Genomic DNA, 18,585 nt, shown 5'->3' with positions numbered 1-18,585 from the left:
CCTTCACGGCACATAAACTGTTGTAGCGCTTTCGATGACTTCGCCTTTTAGCCGTCCCTTCCCTTGCGCCCCAAACTGATTGACAAAATAATCGGTGAATTCTTGATAGCTGGTCTTACTAGCAGTTCCGCTTTTCACCTCAAGACCGTGTAATTTACCATTTGCGTCACGGACTACAATGTCATACCTACGATCACCGAGAGGCCCTTTAACGACCATCTCAGTGCCTACAACTTCCATTCCATTTACTTCTAAATGCTTAGCAAACTCATCTGCCTTAACTGTTCCCGGAGGAGCTAGACCCTTCGGGCTAGCAAATTTTCCGTCAGGGGTTCGATAGCTTCCATCTGAATGCAGATTTACTTCGGGGGCTAGGTCGGTCTCTGGACCAACTTTCTTCCCGCCCGTCGCATCTGGGCTTGCTACCTCTTTTGGACCTAGCCTTTCTCAACCTTTATTTAAACGCAGAATCATTATTCAACTGAAAGAAATTATTCTTTTTTCTAAGAAATCGATAAAGTTCTTCGCATACAAACTAGAAGTTTTATCAGAAAGTTCAAGCCTATAAACAGGATACTCCCCATCATTAAGACCATCGTCCGTGGCAAAATAAAATGATTCCCCTGCACCCGGCGGTTCGCAGATAAATAGCCTCTCCTTCCCACACAACCCATTTCGACCGTTAACGATTGACATATAAACGATATCACCCCCCCTTACACTATCAAAATCCATTTCGTAGATACTATAAATCTCCTCCCCAGATATTTCCCCGCCAGAATAACACTTCAGCCACCATTTATAGCTATCAGGCAACTTCAACCCAAGACGAGCTTCAGCTTTATAAATCCACTCATCAGCAATCCCGTCACCATATTCAGCAAACTCAACGAAATCCGACTCTTTAATAAGATTAATGATTCTCGAATAATCCACGCCTAATTACTCCCCGCTCCGAGCCCGCAACTTCCAATATTCCGACTGATAAGAATTAAACTCTTTAGCCTGCTTTGTCAATGTTTTTGCATTCAAATCCGTAGGAACTGAAACATAATCAGTCGTAGGGTTTCTGTATTCTGCAGAGTCTTTGTAACGAGTATACCTAAAGCTTTGAGCGGCATTGGATGGGACATGAAGAACACTGCTATTCTGGCTATGGAAAACAGAACCAACTTCTGCAAGTGAACCACGAGTACCAGCGAATCCATTAATTTCAGTTTGCGAGAGATGATGTAACTCAACTGATTTCCCATCATACCCAATTGGTGCTCGACCCGAGGCCATCCTCTCAAGGTTTGAGCCTTCAACAGTTTTACCTCGTACTCTCCAGGTCGATAGGGCCTCTGGGTCAAAGAGGTCGTTACGTTGATAAACAGTCCTATCTAGAACTGTTGTTTTATTCCAAAAAATATCAGCTTTAGGCGTTGTACTTGCAACACTACTACCCGCCATCGTGCCCGTACCAGCAGAACCTGGCCCTTTTGGACCTACAAAGTCGTAATCTCCGGGAACCGGAATCGGCTTGATAGGCGGCGTATCAAAAAGCTCTTCGGTAGACTTTCCTGCAAAGCCGAATTCGTCACCCCCCTTCGCAACCGCTCCCCACTTACCCAGCGAAACGACCCGCTCTACCGGTACAAGGTTCAGCCCGAACTCCACATTGCCCTGATTGCGGATCGCAGCAGCCGCTTCGTTATTGCCCTGCATCTGGTAAGCAGTTGCCAGCCCTTCCTTGCTCTGGCTTGACTCAAGGCTGTTCCATGCGGAGGCGAGAGGGTTTTTGGTCAGTGACATCACGCCATTGGCCAGTTGCTCACTGCTCTGCACCGGGCTGCTCAGCAGCGACCAGGCAGAACTCACCGTATTGGAAATGGCTGCCTTGGTGCCCTGCCATGTGCCGGAGAGACCGCCGCTGACCGTGTTACCGAGGTCGTAGGAAACAGCGATGTTTCTGTCGTAGAAGCGGGAGTAGTCGTACGTCAGGTCCCCAGTATAAGCACCCTGAAAGTTGATCGAGTTGATTGAAGTGTCGGTGTACCTTGCTGGATTGGTCTCCGCAAACTGGTCGAGCAGCGTGGACGTTTCAGCCGGGTTGTATGCTCTTTCAGCATGTGTAGTCGGCACATCGAATGAAGTTGGCGCAGCGTATTGGCCAGCTATTGGTGCCAGTGCGTTACCCAGATATTTAAGGGTAGTTGCGTCCGGCACCGTGCCATTCTCGGTCATCACTCCGTTCCAGTTCTTGTCGGTATAGTAGACCGCAGCTTGGGCCAGACGCCGCTCGGCTTCTGCTGGAGAGATATTCGTATCAGACGCAAATTGCGGTGCTTCCTTCTTGATCAGATCGACAGCTGTCGGGTGCAGTTGCTCGTTATAACGCTCAACATTCCCCGCCACCCACGCAGCATCATTCGGATCGCCGTTCACCAGTGAGCCCGCCGCAATGCCGACGATCTGGGCGGTCGCGACGCGGAACTGATCGTCCGTCACAAAACGGGTATCCAGGTACTTGCCGAGGTTATCCGTCGCGACGCCCGTCAGCCCCTCAGCCGCTCCGGCAGCAATTGCGCCGGTTTTGAAGTCTCCCCCACGGGCGGCTGACAGTGCGCCGCCCAGCATGGCGTGCAGAAAGATTTTCTCTGCCGAGCCGGGGCTCAGATCCATGTAGTCTGCAAAGTCACCCAGGTTTTTGTTGCCAACGGCAGCTGCCAGATCAAAACCTTGCGATACCAACGCAGAGCCCAGATTGTCTTTCAGGCTACCTCCGTTAATGGCCGTGGAGATGCCGCTCTCGATAACCGCATGCGTGCCGCTGCGCACGACTGCATCCTGCGCTTTCTGCCAGCTGAGCCATTCACTGGAGTAGCCCGGATTTTGTACCGGCCCACCTGTGATGACCTTCGCCCCATTGCCGTTGGCCGGGCTTGCACCCTGAAACCAGGTGCTGTCGGCATAGTTCAACGCACCGGCAGTCAATGCGCCAATGGTGGCGTTCTTCAGGCTGTCGCTGCCAAAGGTATCCTTGAGAGCAGTGCCCAGATTGCCCTTGTTGTTGATGACGCTCACCGCGCCGGTGCTGGCCATGGACGTCAGTGCTGCCGTGGCCATTACGTTACCCCAGCCGGCAGCTGTATAAGAAGCGCCAGCTGCGAGAGCTTGAGTGGTGGTTGCTGCCGCCATGGCGCTTCCCGAACCTGCGGTCGCACCTGCTGCGCCTCCTGCCAGCGCACTCGCCCCGCCTGCCGTTAAAACTGTGACGATGATGATCACCGCCAGCATCGCTCCCTGGCCCATGCCCGAGTGGCTGTATTTGAACGAGTCGTGAAGCTCTTTCACCTGCCGCCAATCCACATCCCCGCGCTTCTCGGCGTCCTTGATCCAGGCCAGTTGCGGGTCGGCCTTGACCATGGTGTCGATGGTCTGGCTGACGGTTTGTTGATTGACTTGTTTGACGTCGATCTTCAGCCCGTTTACGGCCTGGATCACGGTCTGGCCTTGGGCCACCAGTTCGCTCTGGCGCAGGGTTTCGTCGGTGTTGCCTTTGCCTTTCATCGAGAACCAGGCCATGTCGCTCTTGCTCTTGGTATGGCTCTCGTCGTGCAGGTCTTTCACGCCTTCGAAGGTCACTGCCCCGCCGCTTTGCAGGGTCAGGTCCTGGCCGCTTTTCAGCTTGGCGACCTGGTACAGCTGATCGCCGTTGCTGGCCAGTGTGAGGTTGCCAGCAGTGCGAATTTCAGTACCAACGTTGGTGGTCTGAGTGACTTCATCGCGCTGGGCTTTTTTCGCCCCGAAACTACCTTTTGCCTTCATGTCGTACAGGGTGTGCGTGCTGTCCTGTGCGGCGAGTAGGCTCAGGGTGTTGCCGCTGTACAGGTACGCTTCGTTGCCGGCGGTGATCTTGCTGGCGACAAGCGTGGTGTTGCGGCCAGCCTGGACGCTCACGTTGTTGCCTGCGGTCAGTTCGCTGGCAAGCTGGGTGGTGCGGTCGTTGGCTTCAGTGATGCGTTTTTTGCCGTCCTTGGTTTTGGTCGCGATGTTGTGAACATCGCCCGCCGAACTGACGTTGATGTCCTGACCTGCAGCCAGCCTCAGGTCATTGCCCGCGCTGGCCTGACTGGCCAGAACATTGATATCCCGCCCCGCATCAATCCCAAGATCGCCGCCCGCTGTAACGGTTGAACCCAGGTTTTTCACATCCGTGGTGATGACCGACTTGTGCCCGCCATCGAACAGTTCGTGCTTTTCGCTGCTGTCGGTTTTGGCCAGCAGGTTGATGTCGTTGCCCGCCTTGAGCGACAGGTCGCCACCAGCGCTCATGGCGCCGTAGTTGGTGATGTCGCGACCAGCGTTGAGGGCGAGGTTTTCACGAGCGGTGATGGTGCTGCCCGCGTCGGTTACGGTGCGCATACCCGCGCCGTCACGCACCTGGATGGCGGTGCGGTCGTTGAGGATGTCGCCTTTGACGGCGGTGAGGCTGACCTGCCCGCCACGAATCTCGCCGGCCATCGCGTTGCGCATGCTGTCTTGGGCGATCATCTGCAGGTTGTTGCCGGCGTCGACCAGCCCGCCCTGATAGATACTGCCACCGCTGCTGACGTTGAGGTTGTTACTGGCGCGCAGGGTTCCTACGTTGATCAGGTCGCCGCCCGAGATCAGGTTCAGGTCGCGGCCCTGGATGAGGCTGTTCCCGCGCAGGTTGCGTGAGTCTGCCTGTGCCAGGTACAGCACCGGTACAAGGACTTTCTGGCCGTCGACGACACGGTTTTCCATCCACACGATGTCGTGGGTCAGGGCGCTGACCTGTTCGGCGTTCAGCGCGACGCCGAGGCTGAGGTTCAGGGCGCTTTTGCTGGCCAGCGCGTTGTCCATGAGATAGCGGTACTGGTCGTAATCGCTGGTGAGGCCGTCGGCGAGGAAGCGCTGTCCTGTTTGTGCCAGTACTGCGTCGCGTATCAGGCGCTGTTCGTACAGGCCGTCACCCAGACGACGCCAGTTGTTGTCGGGGCTGATGTTGAGGCGACTGAGGATGTAATCGGAACCGAGGAACTGCGACAGGTTGGTCAGGTTCGGGTTGGTTTCTATCAGGTAATTACTGGTCGGGTCAGGGTTGCGAATGAACAGTCCGTAATCGCCTTTGGGCAGCTGGAAGGTCGCGCCTGCGGTTGGGTCCACGGCGGCGAACGGAATGCCGCTGTAGTCCACTGGAGTGAAGACCGTCTGCACGCTGCCATCGGCGGCGACGCGCTGGACGGGCTTGACCGACGCCACGGTCGCAGTGCTCGCGTCGGTGGCCTGTTTGTTGATGGTGATGTCGATGCCACCGACCTTGATGCCTGTCTGATCCTCACCCAGCTTTCCGGTGAGTATTTCCGGGGTGTTGTTGGCGCGCAGCGAACCGTTTTGCACAGTGCGGGCGACGTTCAGGTTGACCGTACCACCCGCTTGAAGCGTGGCGGCGTACTTGGGCTGCGGGCTGTCTGTCCAGACAGTGACGTTGCTTTGCTCTTCAAAGCGGCTGTCAGAGGAGCGTGACTTGAGCAGCTCAAAACGTGCCAAGTCAAAGTTGCCAGCAGCCACAGCGGCTTTGAAGGCCGGGATGTCGACAAACTCCATCTGGTCCCAGTAGTCGGTGTCGATCCGACCCGGTGTGCCGATCGAGATGCTGTTCTGCCCGGTACGCTCTGAGGCGCCCTGGTTGAGCAAGTCGTTGGCAGTGATGCTCAGGTTGCCATTGGCGGCCAGCAGGCTGTAACGGTTCTGTACGTTGTCAGCCTGAATGGTCAGGTCCTTGCCTGCCACCAGTCGGGCCGGCGGGGAATCCTTGACGGCGGTTTCGAGCAGCGTCTGCTCAATCGTAATAGCGCCGCGCTTGAACGAGTCATGCCCGTCGCAATGCTGGCCGCACTGCCAGTTCAGGCTGCCGCTGACGATTTTCTGGCCCAGCTCGAACTCGGCCTTGGCGTTTTCCACAGCGGCGGCATTGATGGTGATTGCGCCTTCGCTTTCCACCGTGCCGGACAGGTTGCTGAAGCGTTGTGCAGCGCTGCCGTCCAGATTGGCCACGCTCAAATCACCACGACTGTAGACGTCGCCGTACAGGTTGCTGAACGTGCCAGTGCGCAAGGTCATGGCGCCGCCACTGAACAGTAGCGAGTCGGCGCTGTTGGTGATGGCGTTGCTGGCATTGAGGTTAACGGCGCCCTGTGCGCCCAATGTGCCGCGGTTGTCGATCTGCTCTGCGTCGATGCGCAGGTTCTGGCGAGCGGTCAGGTAGCCGAGGTTGTCGAGGGTGCCGCCGAGTTTCAGGCGCGTGTCGCTGCCAGCGCCAATGCGGCCACCGTTCTGGCTGACGTTGTTGGCGGTGATGGTCAAAAGGTTTTGCGCAGACAGGCGGCCGCTGTTGGTCAGATCGCCGTTCAGGTTGAGCGTCAGGTCGCCATCGCTGAGCAGTTCGCCACCGTTGTTGAGGCTGTTCAGGTTGAGGGTCAGACCGGTCCCGCTGGCCAGCCGGTCACCGGCCAGCAGTGCCAGTGAGTCGCTGGTGTAGGTCAATGCGTTGTTGAGCTGCACATTGCCCAGCCCGTCGACAGCGCCGAAATTCCAGTCCCCGCTGCCCAGCGCGGTAATGCTGCCACCCGCCCCGGAGACGCGATTGAAGTCCAGTGTCAGCAGGCCGGTGTTAGCGTGCTCGATGCTGCCTGCGCGATTGTCCAGCGCATCGGCCTTGAGGGTGAAGTCGGTGTTGCCGACTTCGATACGGCCGTTCTGGTTGATGATGCTGCCGGCGAAATCGAACGTGCTGGTGTCGGTGGTCAGGGCGCGCAGTGCGCCGGTGCCTGTGTTGTTGATGCCAGCATTGTTATTGACCACGTTGCCCAAAGCGCGCAGTTGCCCCGAGGTGTTGTCCAGCGAGCCGCCTTGCAGGTTCAGCTTGGTATTGGATTCGATCAGGCCACCGCGGTTGACCAGATTGGTGGCGGTGAGGTTGACGCTGTCGCCGCTGAGTTGGGCGCCGTTGGTGTTCGACAGCGTGGTGCCAGTCGATACCAGTGAGGTCCTGGCGAAGAGTTTGCCCGCATTGCTGGTCAGCGAGTCCACGTTCAAGGTCAGGCTGTCGACCAGACTGGAGACCATGCCAGCCTTGCTGCCATCGCTGCTGGTGTCCAGCGAACCGGCGGTGACGCTTACGGTGTCGCCCTGAATCGTACCGCCGACGTTGCTGACGGTGCCGCTGCCCAATTCCAGTCGTGTGATGCCGCCACTGCTGAGCAGCGTACCGCCGTTGTTATCCAGCGCGCCGCCGGTGTAGATCAGCCCCCCGCTGCCCGCGACCAGTTGGCCTTGCTGGCCGTTGCGCAGGGTGGTTGCTTGCAGGCTCAGCTGTTTGCCACGAATGCTGCCGCCCTGGTTGTTGAGGTCAGACGAACCGCTGATCGTGACCTGGCTGCTGCCCGCATCGATGATGCCGGTCATGTTGCTCAGCAGGTTGCTGACTTTAAGAGTCACGTCGCCGCCATTGCTGACCACTGCGCCGTTGTTGTCGTTGATCAGCCGTGGTGCGTCGATCAGCACGTTCTGGCCAAGCAGCGTACCGGCGCTGTTGTCCAGCCATGCGCCGCTGACCCGCAGGCCGGCATCGCTTTGAATCTGACCGCCGCGGTTGAGCAACTGAGCCTGGCTCGCCGTTGGGGCAAAGCTCAGGGCCATGCCCTGCGTACCAGCTGCCAGCAGGCCTTGCTCGCGGTTGTCGAGACCGGCGGCGTTCAGGTCGATGCGGTCACCGACGATTTTGCCGCCACGGTTATCGATCTGCGCACCGGGCGCGCTTACGTTGACGCCGGCCCCCAGCACGCTGCCACTGCGGTTATCCAAGCCTGTCGCGTTAAGGTCGAGATTACCGGTGACTGCCAGCAGGCGGCCAGTCTGGTTCAGGACATTGCCACCGGTGATGCTCAGCAGGTTTTGCGCCTGCACTGTGCCGCCGGTGTTATCCAGTATGCCGGTCGCCGTAACCCGTGCATCGCCCGCACGGGCCGACAGCAGGCCGGAGCGGTTATTGAGCGAAGTGGACGCAACGGTAAGGCTATTGCCATCGATCTGACCCGCACTGTTATCCAGTGCATCCGCACTGATCGTCAGGCTGCCGCCAGATGCCTGAATCAGGCCGCTACGGTTGTCGATTTGCGCGCCCGGCGCAGTCACGTTGATGCTCGTCCCCAGCAGGCTGCCGCTCTGGTTAAGAACATTGCCACCGGTGACGCTCAACAGGTTCTGCGCCTGAACGGTGCCGCCGGTGTTATCCAGCGTGTTGCGCGCCGTCACACGTGCATCGCCTGCACGAGCTGACAACAAGCCGGAGCGGTTGTTGAGCGTGGTGGACGCAACCGTAAGGCTACCGGCGTCGATCTGACCGGCACTGTTGTCCAGTCCGCCCGCGCTGATCGCCAGACTGCCGCCTGCCGCCTGAATAAGTCCTTCGCGGTTATCGAGGCTGTCGAGTTGCAGGCTGGCCGCCTGCCCGGTAGCAAAACGAATCACGCCGGACAGGTTGACGATGGCCGGGGTCGAGATGAACAGCGACTGTTCACCGACAAGACGTGCCGCCAATCCCTGATTAATGATCTGGCCGCTGGTCAGGTTGACCGCGCCGCCTTGCACCACGCTCTGGTTGTTGAGGGTCTGAGCCGCATTGATAGTCAGTGCGCGACTGGCTTCTATGCTGCCGGTGTTGACGACCACCGGCGCGTTGATCGTGACGTCACCGCTCGCGTTGCGGCTGTTGTCGGCTTCGATGCCCGAAGCGATGGTCCCCGCGTTAGTGATTTTGGCTGCGTTGATCTCCACGCGGCCACGAGCAGCCAGGCTTTGCTGGTTGACGAGTTCGCCGGGGGTGCGCACGTTGGCGCTTGCCGCGTAGGCCTTGCCGGTCATCTCGACGCTAGCCGCGTTGATGTTCAAAGCGCCCTGCGCAGAGGCCTGCGCCATGTTCAGGTGACCGTTGGCGTCTATCTGAATATCGCCGCCACTGGCAGCCATATTGCCTGCAGTCTTTACGCCGACACCCTGTTCGGTGCCGACCAGCTTGATCGCGTTGGCGTACATACCGCCAAGCGCAGAAGAATCAATGGCCAGTTGCGGCTTGTCGGCGGCATTGGCAGCACGCTGTGTGGTCGCCAGCGTGTCGGCGTTGACGTCGTTGGTACCGGTGACGATGTTGAGTTGCTTTGCGTAGATATCGGCGTTGATCTTCGCAGAACGGGTGATCAAATCGAATTGGTCGACTGCGCTTGCATCCAGGCCTTTGCCATCGATCGTGACGCTGCCGCCGTCCACGGCAAAATGGTCGAGTTTGCCGTTCGCATCGAGTACCGGTTTGCCAGTGCTGAGGGTGACGCGAGGCGTGTTGATAAAGCCGCAACCGCTGCAGGTGACGCCATACGGGTTGGCAATGATCACGCGGGCTGCCTGCCCGGCCACCTCGGTGTACCCATTCAACTGGCTGGCGTTGGCGCCGGTCACTTCGTTGAGGATGGTGCTTGCGGCGCGCCCGCCTAACTGATTATTGCCAAGGATATTGCCGCCCAGCTGTGTGGCTTGTATGGCATTGGTGGCGTTGTTGAGAATCACACCCTTGCTGTCGACGTTGTACTGCTGGTACTGGTTATGCGAAAGCCCTGCCGCGTTGGGAGCGGCAATGTTGATGACCGGCACACCGTTGCCTGCCTGGCCTACGGACGTATTGGTGGTACCGCTGACTGCTATCCCATCGGCCTGCGCCCAGATCGGTTGCCAGAACATGACGTTGGCCAACAGCAACGCCAGCAGGCGCTTGGGAATGCCCAGAAATCGCGTGCGCTCGGCTACTGCAGCAGAGGGCTGACGTGCCAGCAGAGCCAGTTGATGAGCGTCCATGTGGGCGACCTCGGAGCAGCGTTATTAAAGGAAAAAGTCCATACGGAAGTAGATCGGCGCTTCGCGCTCGATCACGTCGGGACGTTCCAGGGAATGGGCAAAGGTGACGGACGCAGCGACGTGCTGGCCACGGGTAAACAATTCAAATGAGTTACTGGACAACCGACCATGGTTTTGGCCGTTATAACGATCATTGCGGATAACCCCCTGATCGTAGCCAGCAGCAGCGCCGTATTCAGTGAACACCGGGCGCAGCCAGTCCAGCGCAACCGGACGCGTCAGACGTATTTCATTACGCCAGTAACCGCCACTGTCGCCGGACAGAAACTCGTCCTTGTAACCGCGCACCGATGACGAACCGCCGAGGCTCAGACGTTGTGGACTGAACAGCACGTCCTCGCTGCGTTGCCCTGTGGCCAGGCTGGTGAAGGCCAGATTTTCGCCCCATAGCTGAAACGGATGCAGGTAGCTGATGGTGCCGGTGTATTTGCGATAGCGCGCATCGGCCTCGCCCGGCCCCGGATCGTGATTGCCTTGAGCATCCAGTAAGCCGATGCCCTGCTGCATACCCAGGTCAATGTTGACGAATGCAGACCCGACTCGTCGGCCGTGGTTGATGCCGAATTGTGCTTCGGTGATGCGGTTGCTGCTCAAGGCCAGCTTGCTGTCCTCGACGTAGTTGTTGGTGCGCAGGTACGCCAGACCGGCGTTAAGCGAGGTCTTGCTGACCGAATCGCGGTGGATCACCCGCTCGGCACGAAACTGATGGTTCTGGCTGTCGCCATCCTGTTTGAACTTGAAGCCATCGGCTTCGGCCTGCGAGCGATATTCGGTTTCGCTATACAGATAGCTGAAAGTCCACCAGCCCCACGGCAGGCTGTATGACAGCAGGCTGTTGTGTGAAGCCTGTTGATGGTCACTGACTGCATCATGACCGCCGCGCAGGCTCAACTGATCGGCAAGACCCAGCGGGCTGTCCCAGTCCAGACCCACGTTCCACTGCTGCTCGCCAGTACTGCGCTGGCCTTCGTTATTGCGCGAGAGGTTGGCACGCCAAGGCTTCTGCGGGGTATTTTTGACCACGACATCGCTACCGCCAACAGCCTGGCCCGGAGTCAGCTCCATTTGCGCCTGATTGGACGGCAGGCGGTTGAGCTGATCAACCATCTGCTCGATTTCCCGCAGATTGAGTAACTCGCCCTCTTTACCCGGAAAGGCCATGGCCAGTTCGCGATCCGAGAGGCCGCTGGCAGCGTCACTGCGCAGATTCTCTAGCTTGCCCTCGATGACCAGCACCTGCAGGTCACCCTTGGACAGATCCTGCTGCGGCAGATAGGCCCGAGTGGTCACCAGACCTTTGTCGATGTAATGGTCGGTGATGGCCTTCAGCAGTTCATTGAGCTGGGCAACGCCCAAGCATTTGCCCTGAAACGGCTTGATCAGTGCATCGCGCTCAGCGGGCGACAAGGAATCCACGCCTTTGAGTTCGATGCGATTGATAGTGAAGCAGCGGGTGTCGGCGGGCGTGGCGGGTGTTGTCGGCGTGGTCTGCTTGCCGGGCAGGTCCTTTAGCTCTTCCAGGCGACGGCGCTGCTCTTCGAGCAAGCGGTCCTGGCGATCACGTATGAGATCCTGTTCGCCGGGGGTTGCAGCCTGAACAGGCGTCAACACTCCCATGGCCAGGAGTAGCGCACACAGACCCAGCCATGTCCTTTTAGAGGCAAGCATAAATATTCCATTAGAAGCGCTAGTGGCGAGAGGTACGCCTGTTCGGGGTTAGTCAACACGACGCTCAGTGCCATGCCTGGTAGCGGCAAATTGACATCACGTGTAACCATCGTGAAACAGACTACATAGATATCAGAAAATTCCCATTAATTTCTATTTTGGCGCTGATTTCTGATTACTTATGCAGTTCTAGTGAATTGCCCCTGGTTTCCTAGACACCGCAAGCCTCACCGTGAAGCCCAACTAAGAGGTGTCATGAGTCGTCAGCGTTATCCGACCGAAGCGGCAAGTAAGTGACCAAGAAAGGCAAGCCTGTCGCCGATGTTGCCCAGCGCCTGGCTCTAACTGGCGGTAGTGCTGGGACTCTTCTAACGCCAAGTAATTGGTTGATCAATGAAGCCAAGGATTTGCAGCGACCTGGCTATCGGCGCAAAGTTGATGACGAGCGCGCCACTGTCTGTTCTGTCTCTACGTCGGTGATCACGACCAGGACTTTTGCAGTAAACGAGCGCCTGCCACTATGGGACGAACCTTGTTTGATATCTTCGTGCAACGCCAGATGCTTGATTCTCTGAGGGCCGGCGCGGGCTGTTGCTGGAGTTTGTATGGCTAATCAAGCAGAACGGATAGGGTCCGTCACTTCGTCTGCGAAGCGAACGGACCCCGAGAGGCATAGAGGACTGTCTAAGTGAGGGGCGAGGCCCTATTTGGAGAGACCTGCGACAGTTTTAATTCTCTAAAATCATAACCCCTGTGGATAACTCACTCCACCGTCACCGACTTCGCCAGATTCCGCGGCTGATCCACATCCGTCCCCTTCAACACGGCCACATAATACGAAAGCAACTGCAGCGGGATGGTGTACAGAATCGGTGCCAGGGCATCGATGATGTGTGGCATGGCGATGACGTGGGTGCCTTCGCCGTTCTTCATGCCGGCTTGCTCGTCTGCGAATACGATCAACTCGCCGCCGCGTGCGCGCACTTCCTGCAGGTTGGATTTGAGTTTCTCCAGCAGTTCGTTGTTCGGTGCGACGGTGACGACTGGCATGTCGGCGTCGACCAGCGCCAGCGGGCCATGCTTGAGTTCGCCCGCCGGGTAGGCTTCGGCGTGGATGTAGGAGATCTCTTTGAGCTTGAGCGCGCCTTCCATTGCCACCGGGAACTGTGCGCCGCGCCCGAGGAACAGGGTGTGGTGCTTCTCGGCGAACAGTTCAGCGACTTTCTCGACCGTGCCGTCCATTGCCAGCGCTTCGCCGAGGCGGGTTGGCAGGCGACGCAGTTCTTCGACCAGCTGAGCTTCGACGCCCTCCTCCAGCGATCCCTTGACCTGACCCAGCGACAGGGTCAGCAGCAACAAGGCGACCAGCTGGGTGGTGAAAGCTTTGGTCGATGCCACGCCGATTTCCGGACCGGCCTGGGTCAGCAGGGTCAGGTCGGATTCGCGCACCAGTGAGCTGATGCCCACGTTACAGATCGCCAGGCTGGCCAGAAAGCCCAGTTCCTTGGCGTTGCGCAGCGCTGCCAGGGTGTCGGCGGTTTCACCGGACTGCGAGATCGAGACGAACAGGGTGTCCGGCTGAACCACCACCTTGCGATAGCGGAACTCGCTGGCCACTTCGACCTGGCAAGGGATGCCGGCCAGGCCTTCAAGCCAGTAACGCGCGACCATGCCGGCGTGGTAGCTGGTGCCACAGGCCACGATCTGAACATTGCGTACTTTGGCGAACAGCTCGGCAGCCTGTGGACCAAATGCGTGGACCAACACTTGCTGCTGCCCCAGACGACCTTCGAGGGTGCGCTGTACAACCTTGGGCTGCTCGTGAATTTCCTTGAGCATGAAGTGGCGGTACTCGCCTTTGTCGGCGGCCTCGGCGCCTTCGTGGTATTGCACCACTTCGCGCTCGACCGACACTCCGTCGACGTTCCAGATCTGCACGCTGTCGCGACGGATCTCGGCGATGTCGCCCTCTTCCAGGTACATGAAACGGTCGGTGACCTGACGCAGCGCCAGTTGGTCGGAGGCCAGGAAGTTTTCACCCAGGCCGATGCCGACAACCAGCGGGCTGCCGCTGCGGGCGGCCAGCAGGCGATCCGGCTGCGCGGCATTGATGACCGCAAGCCCATAAGCACCGTGAAGTTCTTTCACCGCAGCTTTCAGGGCAACCGCCAGATCGGCGGTGTCCTTGAGCTTGTGATGCAGTAGGTGGACGATGACTTCAGTGTCGGTATCGGATGCGAAGACGTAACCCAGGCCTTTCAGCTGTTCACGCAGCGCTTCGTGATTCTCGATGATGCCGTTGTGGACAACTGCCAGCGTGTCGGCCGAGAAATGTGGGTGGGCGTTACGCTCACACGGGGCGCCGTGGGTCGCCCAACGCGTGTGGGCGATGCCCAGACGGCCGATCAGCGGCTCGCCGGCAAGTGCCTGTTCCAGTTCACTGACCTTGCCCGAGCGACGACGGCGCTCAAGGATCCCTTCGTTGCTGAAGACTGCCACGCCCGCGCTGTCATATCCGCGGTATTCAAGGCGCTTGAGGCCTTCGAGCAAAATGGCCGTGATATTACGTTCAGCAACGGCGCCGACGATTCCACACATGGTTATCTCCTAGCTGACAGCAGCACAAATCAGATTGATGCCGCGGGCCTGTATCTGATCGCGTGCCTCACTGGACAGGCGATCATCAGTAATAAGGGTGTGGATACTGCTCCAGGGCAGCTCCAGATTGGGGATCTTGCGACCGACCTTGTCGGCTTCGACCATGACCACCACTTCCCGGGCGACTTCCGCCATGACCCGGCTCAAGCCCAGCAGCTCGTTGAAGGTGGTGGTGCCACGCACCAGATCGATGCCGTCGGCACCGATGAACAGCTGATCAAAGTCGTAGGAGCGCAGTACCTGCTCCGCGACCTGCCCCTGAAAGGACTCCGAGTGCGGGTCCCACGTTCCGCCCGTCATCAACAGGACCGGTTCGTGTTCCAACTCTGTCAGGGCGCGCGCAACATGCAGGGAATTGGTCATGACCACCAGGCCGGGTTGCTGGCCCAGCTCAGGGATCAATGCAGCCGTGGTGCTGCCGCTGTCGACGATGATTCTGGCGTGCTCCCGAATCCTGCAAACCGCAGCGCGAGCGATGGCCTGTTTGTAACGGGAAACCGGCTGACTGCCATCGCTTATAAGCTCATGGGGAAGCGATACGGCGCCCCCGTAACGGCGCAACAGCAGACCGTTAGTTTCAAGAGCAGCCAAGTCCTTTCGAATCGTAACTTCGGAAGTTTCAAAGCGTCTGGCCAAGTCGTCCACACTGACTTCACCTTGCTCGTTAAGCAGGGCGAGAATGTTGTGGCGACGTTGTGGTGTATTACGCTTCGACATGACAGCCTTAAGTTTCGATTCGAAAGATAACGAAGGCAATCAAAACCTATTTTTGGGGTTTGGTCAAGGTTTCGGGATGGGGCGGCGCAATTTCTATCGGATACTCGTGACACCGGCTTTTGAGCCTGGGGTTTGACGCGGAGCGTCAAGAACGGCATTCCTACGCGTGCCAATGTTGAGCATTGGCACGCGGGTCATAAGGGCTGTGGATAACTCAGTCTTTCCTGATTTTCACCGGCCGCTTCCAGCCTTCGATGTTTCGTTGGCGGGCGCGGGCCACACCGAGTTGTTCAGCAGGCACGTTCTGGGTGATGGTCGAACCGGCTGCAGTCGTCGCGCCGTCCAGGATATCCACAGGCGCAACCAGAGAGTTGTTGGAACCGATGAAGACGTCTGCACCCAACGTGGTCTTGTGCTTGTTGGCACCATCGTAGTTACAGGTAATGGTGCCGGCACCGATATTGGTGCGCGCGCCAACTTCGGCGTCGCCCAGGTAAGTCAGGTGGCCAACCTTGGCACCCTCGCCCAGGTTCGCATTCTTGAGCTCGACAAAGTTACCCACATGCGCCTTGGCACCCAGCACGCTGCCTGGTCGCAGGCGTGCAAATGGACCTGCATCACTGCCCTCACCCAGGATTGCGCCTTCGATGTGGCTGTTGGCTTTAACGACGACACCCTTGCGCAGGGTGCTGTCCTTGATGACGCAGTTCGGACCGATGACCACGTCATCCTCGATCACGACCTTGCCTTCAAGAATCACATTGATATCGATCAGCACGTCGCGCCCGACAATGACTTCACCGCGCACATCGAAGCGCGCAGGGTCGCGCAGGGTCACGCCAGCCGCCATCAGACGACGGGCTTCGCGCATCTGGTAATGACGCTCCAGCTCGGAAAGCTGCTTGCGATCATTGGCGCCCTGCACTTCCATCGCGTCGTGGGGCTGCTCTGTGGCAACCACCAGGCCGTCATTAGCCGCCATGGCGATCACATCGGTGAGGTAATACTCACCCTGGGCATTGTTGTTGGACAGCCGCCCCAACCAGTCAGCGAGATGAGCGGCTGGCACCGCGAGAATTCCGGTATTGCCTTCGGTGATAGCCTTCTGCGCGTCGCTCGCGTCTTTATGCTCGACGATGGCACAGACACGATTCTGATCGTCGCGAACGATACGGCCGTAACCGGTAGGGTCATCCAGCGTAACGGTCAGCAGACCCAGTTGCTGCGGATTGACCAGTTCGAGCAGGCGCGAAAGCGTTTCCACTTCGATCAACGGTACATCGCCATAAAGAATCAATACGGTGTCAGCCGTGAGCGCGGGCAGCGCCTGAGCAACCGCATGGCCGGTACCGAGTTGCTTGTCCTGCATCACGAAATTCAAGTCATCGGCTGCCAGCTGTTCACGCACGGCATCAGCGCCGTGCCCGATCACGACGTGTATTCCACTTGGGGATAACTGACGTGCGCTGTGGATAACATGACCCAGCATGGAATTGCCGGCCACGGGGTGCAGAACCTTCGGCAGCGCGGAACGCATCCGGGTACCTTGGCCAGCAGCGAGAATAACGATATCGAGAGACATGATAGGACTACCAACTGAGCGGCAACCGGACCGAAGACGGGCTGACTTGAAAGAGGAAATCTGAAAAAAGAAAAAGGGTAGCCGAGGCTACCCTTTTTCTCAATCGCGCATCGAGTGCAGCAGGGTTAGCCGCCGAACTTCTTGCGAATTTGCTGAACGGTGCGCAGCTGAGCTGCAGCCTCGGCCAGACGAGCAGTTGCAGATCCGTAATCGAAATCTGCGCCCTTCTCGTTCAGGGCCTTCTCTGCAGCCAGTACGGCCGCCTGAGCAGAAGCTTCATCCAGGTCGGCAGCACGTTGCACAGTATCGGCAAGCACCTTGACCATGTTCGGCTGAACTTCAAGGAAACCACCGGAGATGTAGAACACCTCGGCTTCCCCACCCTGCTTGATCAAGCGGATCGGGCCCGGCTTCAGATCAGTGATCAGCGGCGCGTGGCCTGGAGCGATACCGATATCACCCAGGTTGCCGTGCGCAATCACCATCTCGACCAGACCGGAGAAGATTTCCCCTTCCGCGCTGACGATGTCGCAATGGACTGTCATAGCCATTTGCTTGCCTCAACCTAATAGCGCCCGTTGCCGGGCGCCGGGATTACAGTTTCTTGGCTTTCTCGATCGCTTCTTCGATGCCGCCGACCATGTAGAACGCTTGTTCTGGCAGGTGGTCGTAGTCACCGTTGAGGATGCCTTTGAAGCCAGCAATGGTGTCTTTCAGGGAAACGTATTTACCCGAAGCACCGGTGAAGACTTCTGCCACGAAGAAAGGCTGGGACAGGAAGCGCTGGATCTTACGAGCACGGTTAACCAACTGCTTGTCGGTCTCCGACAGCTCGTCCATCCCCAGGATCGCGATGATGTCTTTCAGCTCTTTGTAACGCTGCAACACGTACTGAACGCCGCGAGCGGTGTCGTAGTGTTCCTGGCCAATGACGTTCGGGTCCAGCTGGCGCGAAGTCGAATCCAGTGGATCTACCGCCGGGTAGATACCCAGGGAGGCGATGTCACGGGACAGTACGACGGTGGCGTCCAAGTGGGCAAACGTGGTCGCTGGCGACGGGTCAGTCAAGTCGTCCGCTGGTACGTATACGGCCTGGATCGAGGTGATCGAACCATTCTTGGTGGAAGTGATGCGCTCTTGCAGAGTGCCCATCTCTTCAGCCAGGGTCGGCTGGTAACCTACTGCGGAAGGCATACGGCCCAGCAGTGCGGATACTTCGGTACCGGCCAGGGTGTAACGATAGATGTTGTCGACGAACAGCAGAACGTCGTTACCTTCGTCACGGAACTTCTCGGCCATGGTCAGGCCGGTCAGTGCTACGCGCAGACGGTTACCCGGCGGCTCGTTCATCTGACCGTAAACCAGTGCCACTTTGTCCAGAACGTTGGAGTCCTTCATCTCGTGGTAGAAGTCGTTACCCTCACGAGTACGCTCACCCACACCGGCGAACACGGAATAACCGCTGTGCTCGATGGCGATGTTACGGATCAGTTCCATCATGTTTACGGTCTTGCCGACACCGGCACCACCGAACAGACCGACTTTACCGCCCTTGGCGAACGGGCAGACCAGGTCGATAACCTTGATGCCGGTTTCCAGAAGGTCGTTGCCGCCTGCCTGCTCAGCGAAGGACGGTGCAGGACGGTGAATGCCCCAGCGCTCTTCGGTGGCGATCGGGCCAGCTTCGTCGATCGGGTTGCCCAGTACGTCCATGATCCGGCCCAGCGTCGCTTTACCGACCGGTACGGAGATGGCTGCGCCAGAGTCTGTTACTTCCAGACCACGCTTCAAGCCCTCGGTGGAGCCCATCGCAATGGTACGAACCACGCCGTCGCCCAGCTGCTGCTGAACTTCCAGGGTGGTTCCTGCCGCGCTCTGCACTTCCAGCGCGTTGTAGATACTCGGTACGCTATCGCGTGGGAATTCCACGTCGATCACGGCGCCGATGATTTGAACGATACGTCCGCTACTCATTAGCTGGTTCCTCT

At 58.4% G+C, this 18,585-nt stretch carries 8 protein-coding genes and 2 pseudogenes; all 10 read right to left on the bottom strand.

Annotated features, from left to right (window positions below):
• Positions 1 to 3: 3 nt before the first annotated feature.
• Positions 4 to 240, bottom strand: a complete 237-nt coding sequence (locus JOE29_RS24790; protein WP_010428177.1) for a hypothetical protein — start codon at positions 238 to 240, stop codon at positions 4 to 6.
• Positions 241 to 477: 237 nt separating this feature from the next.
• The gene (locus JOE29_RS24785) at positions 478 to 936 is read right to left on the bottom strand and encodes an SMI1/KNR4 family protein (protein ID WP_057405972.1); all 459 of its coding nucleotides are present in this window, start codon (positions 934 to 936) and stop codon (positions 478 to 480) included.
• Between the two features lie 6 nt (positions 937 to 942).
• Positions 943 to 1,284, bottom strand: a pseudogene (locus tag JOE29_RS25555) (HNH/ENDO VII family nuclease); the annotation flags it as partial.
• Positions 1,285 to 1,479: 195 nt separating this feature from the next.
• Positions 1,480 to 9,912 (bottom strand): annotated as a pseudogene (locus JOE29_RS24780) (DUF637 domain-containing protein); the annotation flags it as partial.
• A gap of 24 nt (positions 9,913 to 9,936) precedes the next feature.
• The gene (locus JOE29_RS24775) at positions 9,937 to 11,589 is read right to left on the bottom strand and encodes a ShlB/FhaC/HecB family hemolysin secretion/activation protein (RefSeq protein ID WP_245226942.1); all 1,653 of its coding nucleotides are present in this window, start codon (positions 11,587 to 11,589) and stop codon (positions 9,937 to 9,939) included.
• Positions 11,590 to 12,402: 813 nt separating this feature from the next.
• Complete coding sequence (glmS, locus tag JOE29_RS24770; protein WP_024649863.1) at positions 12,403 to 14,238, bottom strand: glutamine--fructose-6-phosphate transaminase (isomerizing); 1,836 nt, start codon at positions 14,236 to 14,238, stop codon at positions 12,403 to 12,405.
• Positions 14,239 to 14,247: 9 nt separating this feature from the next.
• A complete protein-coding gene (locus JOE29_RS24765) occupies positions 14,248 to 15,015 on the bottom strand; it encodes a DeoR family transcriptional regulator (RefSeq protein WP_003315962.1) in 768 nt (255 codons plus the stop codon).
• A 214-nt stretch (positions 15,016 to 15,229) separates the two neighbouring features.
• Positions 15,230 to 16,597, bottom strand: a complete 1,368-nt coding sequence (gene glmU, locus JOE29_RS24760; RefSeq protein WP_016569378.1) for a bifunctional UDP-N-acetylglucosamine diphosphorylase/glucosamine-1-phosphate N-acetyltransferase GlmU — start codon at positions 16,595 to 16,597, stop codon at positions 15,230 to 15,232.
• A 125-nt stretch (positions 16,598 to 16,722) separates the two neighbouring features.
• On the bottom strand, positions 16,723 to 17,148 hold the full coding sequence (locus JOE29_RS24755) for a F0F1 ATP synthase subunit epsilon (protein WP_003413751.1): 426 nt from the start codon (positions 17,146 to 17,148) through the stop codon (positions 16,723 to 16,725).
• A 43-nt stretch (positions 17,149 to 17,191) separates the two neighbouring features.
• Complete coding sequence (atpD, locus tag JOE29_RS24750; protein ID WP_002555982.1) at positions 17,192 to 18,571, bottom strand: F0F1 ATP synthase subunit beta; 1,380 nt, start codon at positions 18,569 to 18,571, stop codon at positions 17,192 to 17,194.
• Positions 18,572 to 18,585 lie beyond the last annotated feature (14 nt).

Origin of the sequence: Pseudomonas sp. PvP009 (assembly GCF_017832995.1) — a bacterium.
GTDB lineage: Bacteria > Pseudomonadota > Gammaproteobacteria > Pseudomonadales > Pseudomonadaceae > Aquipseudomonas > Aquipseudomonas syringae.
The sequence above is the reverse complement of the archived record's forward strand: the minus strand, read 5'-3'. Positions and strand labels throughout refer to the sequence as shown.

Coding starts and splice junctions, on each gene's coding strand:
- atpD (WP_002555982.1), bottom strand. CDS start 18,571: ATGAGTAGCGGACGTATCGTTCAAATCATCGGCGCCGTGATCGACGTG.
- glmU (WP_016569378.1), bottom strand. CDS start 16,597: ATGTCTCTCGATATCGTTATTCTCGCTGCTGGCCAAGGTACCCGGATG.
- JOE29_RS24790 (WP_010428177.1), bottom strand. CDS start 240: ATGGAAGTTGTAGGCACTGAGATGGTCGTTAAAGGGCCTCTCGGTGAT.
- glmS (WP_024649863.1), bottom strand. CDS start 14,238: ATGTGTGGAATCGTCGGCGCCGTTGCTGAACGTAATATCACGGCCATT.
- JOE29_RS24755 (WP_003413751.1), bottom strand. CDS start 17,148: ATGGCTATGACAGTCCATTGCGACATCGTCAGCGCGGAAGGGGAAATC.
- JOE29_RS24765 (WP_003315962.1), bottom strand. CDS start 15,015: ATGTCGAAGCGTAATACACCACAACGTCGCCACAACATTCTCGCCCTG.
- JOE29_RS24775 (WP_245226942.1), bottom strand. CDS start 11,589: ATGGGAGTGTTGACGCCTGTTCAGGCTGCAACCCCCGGCGAACAGGAT.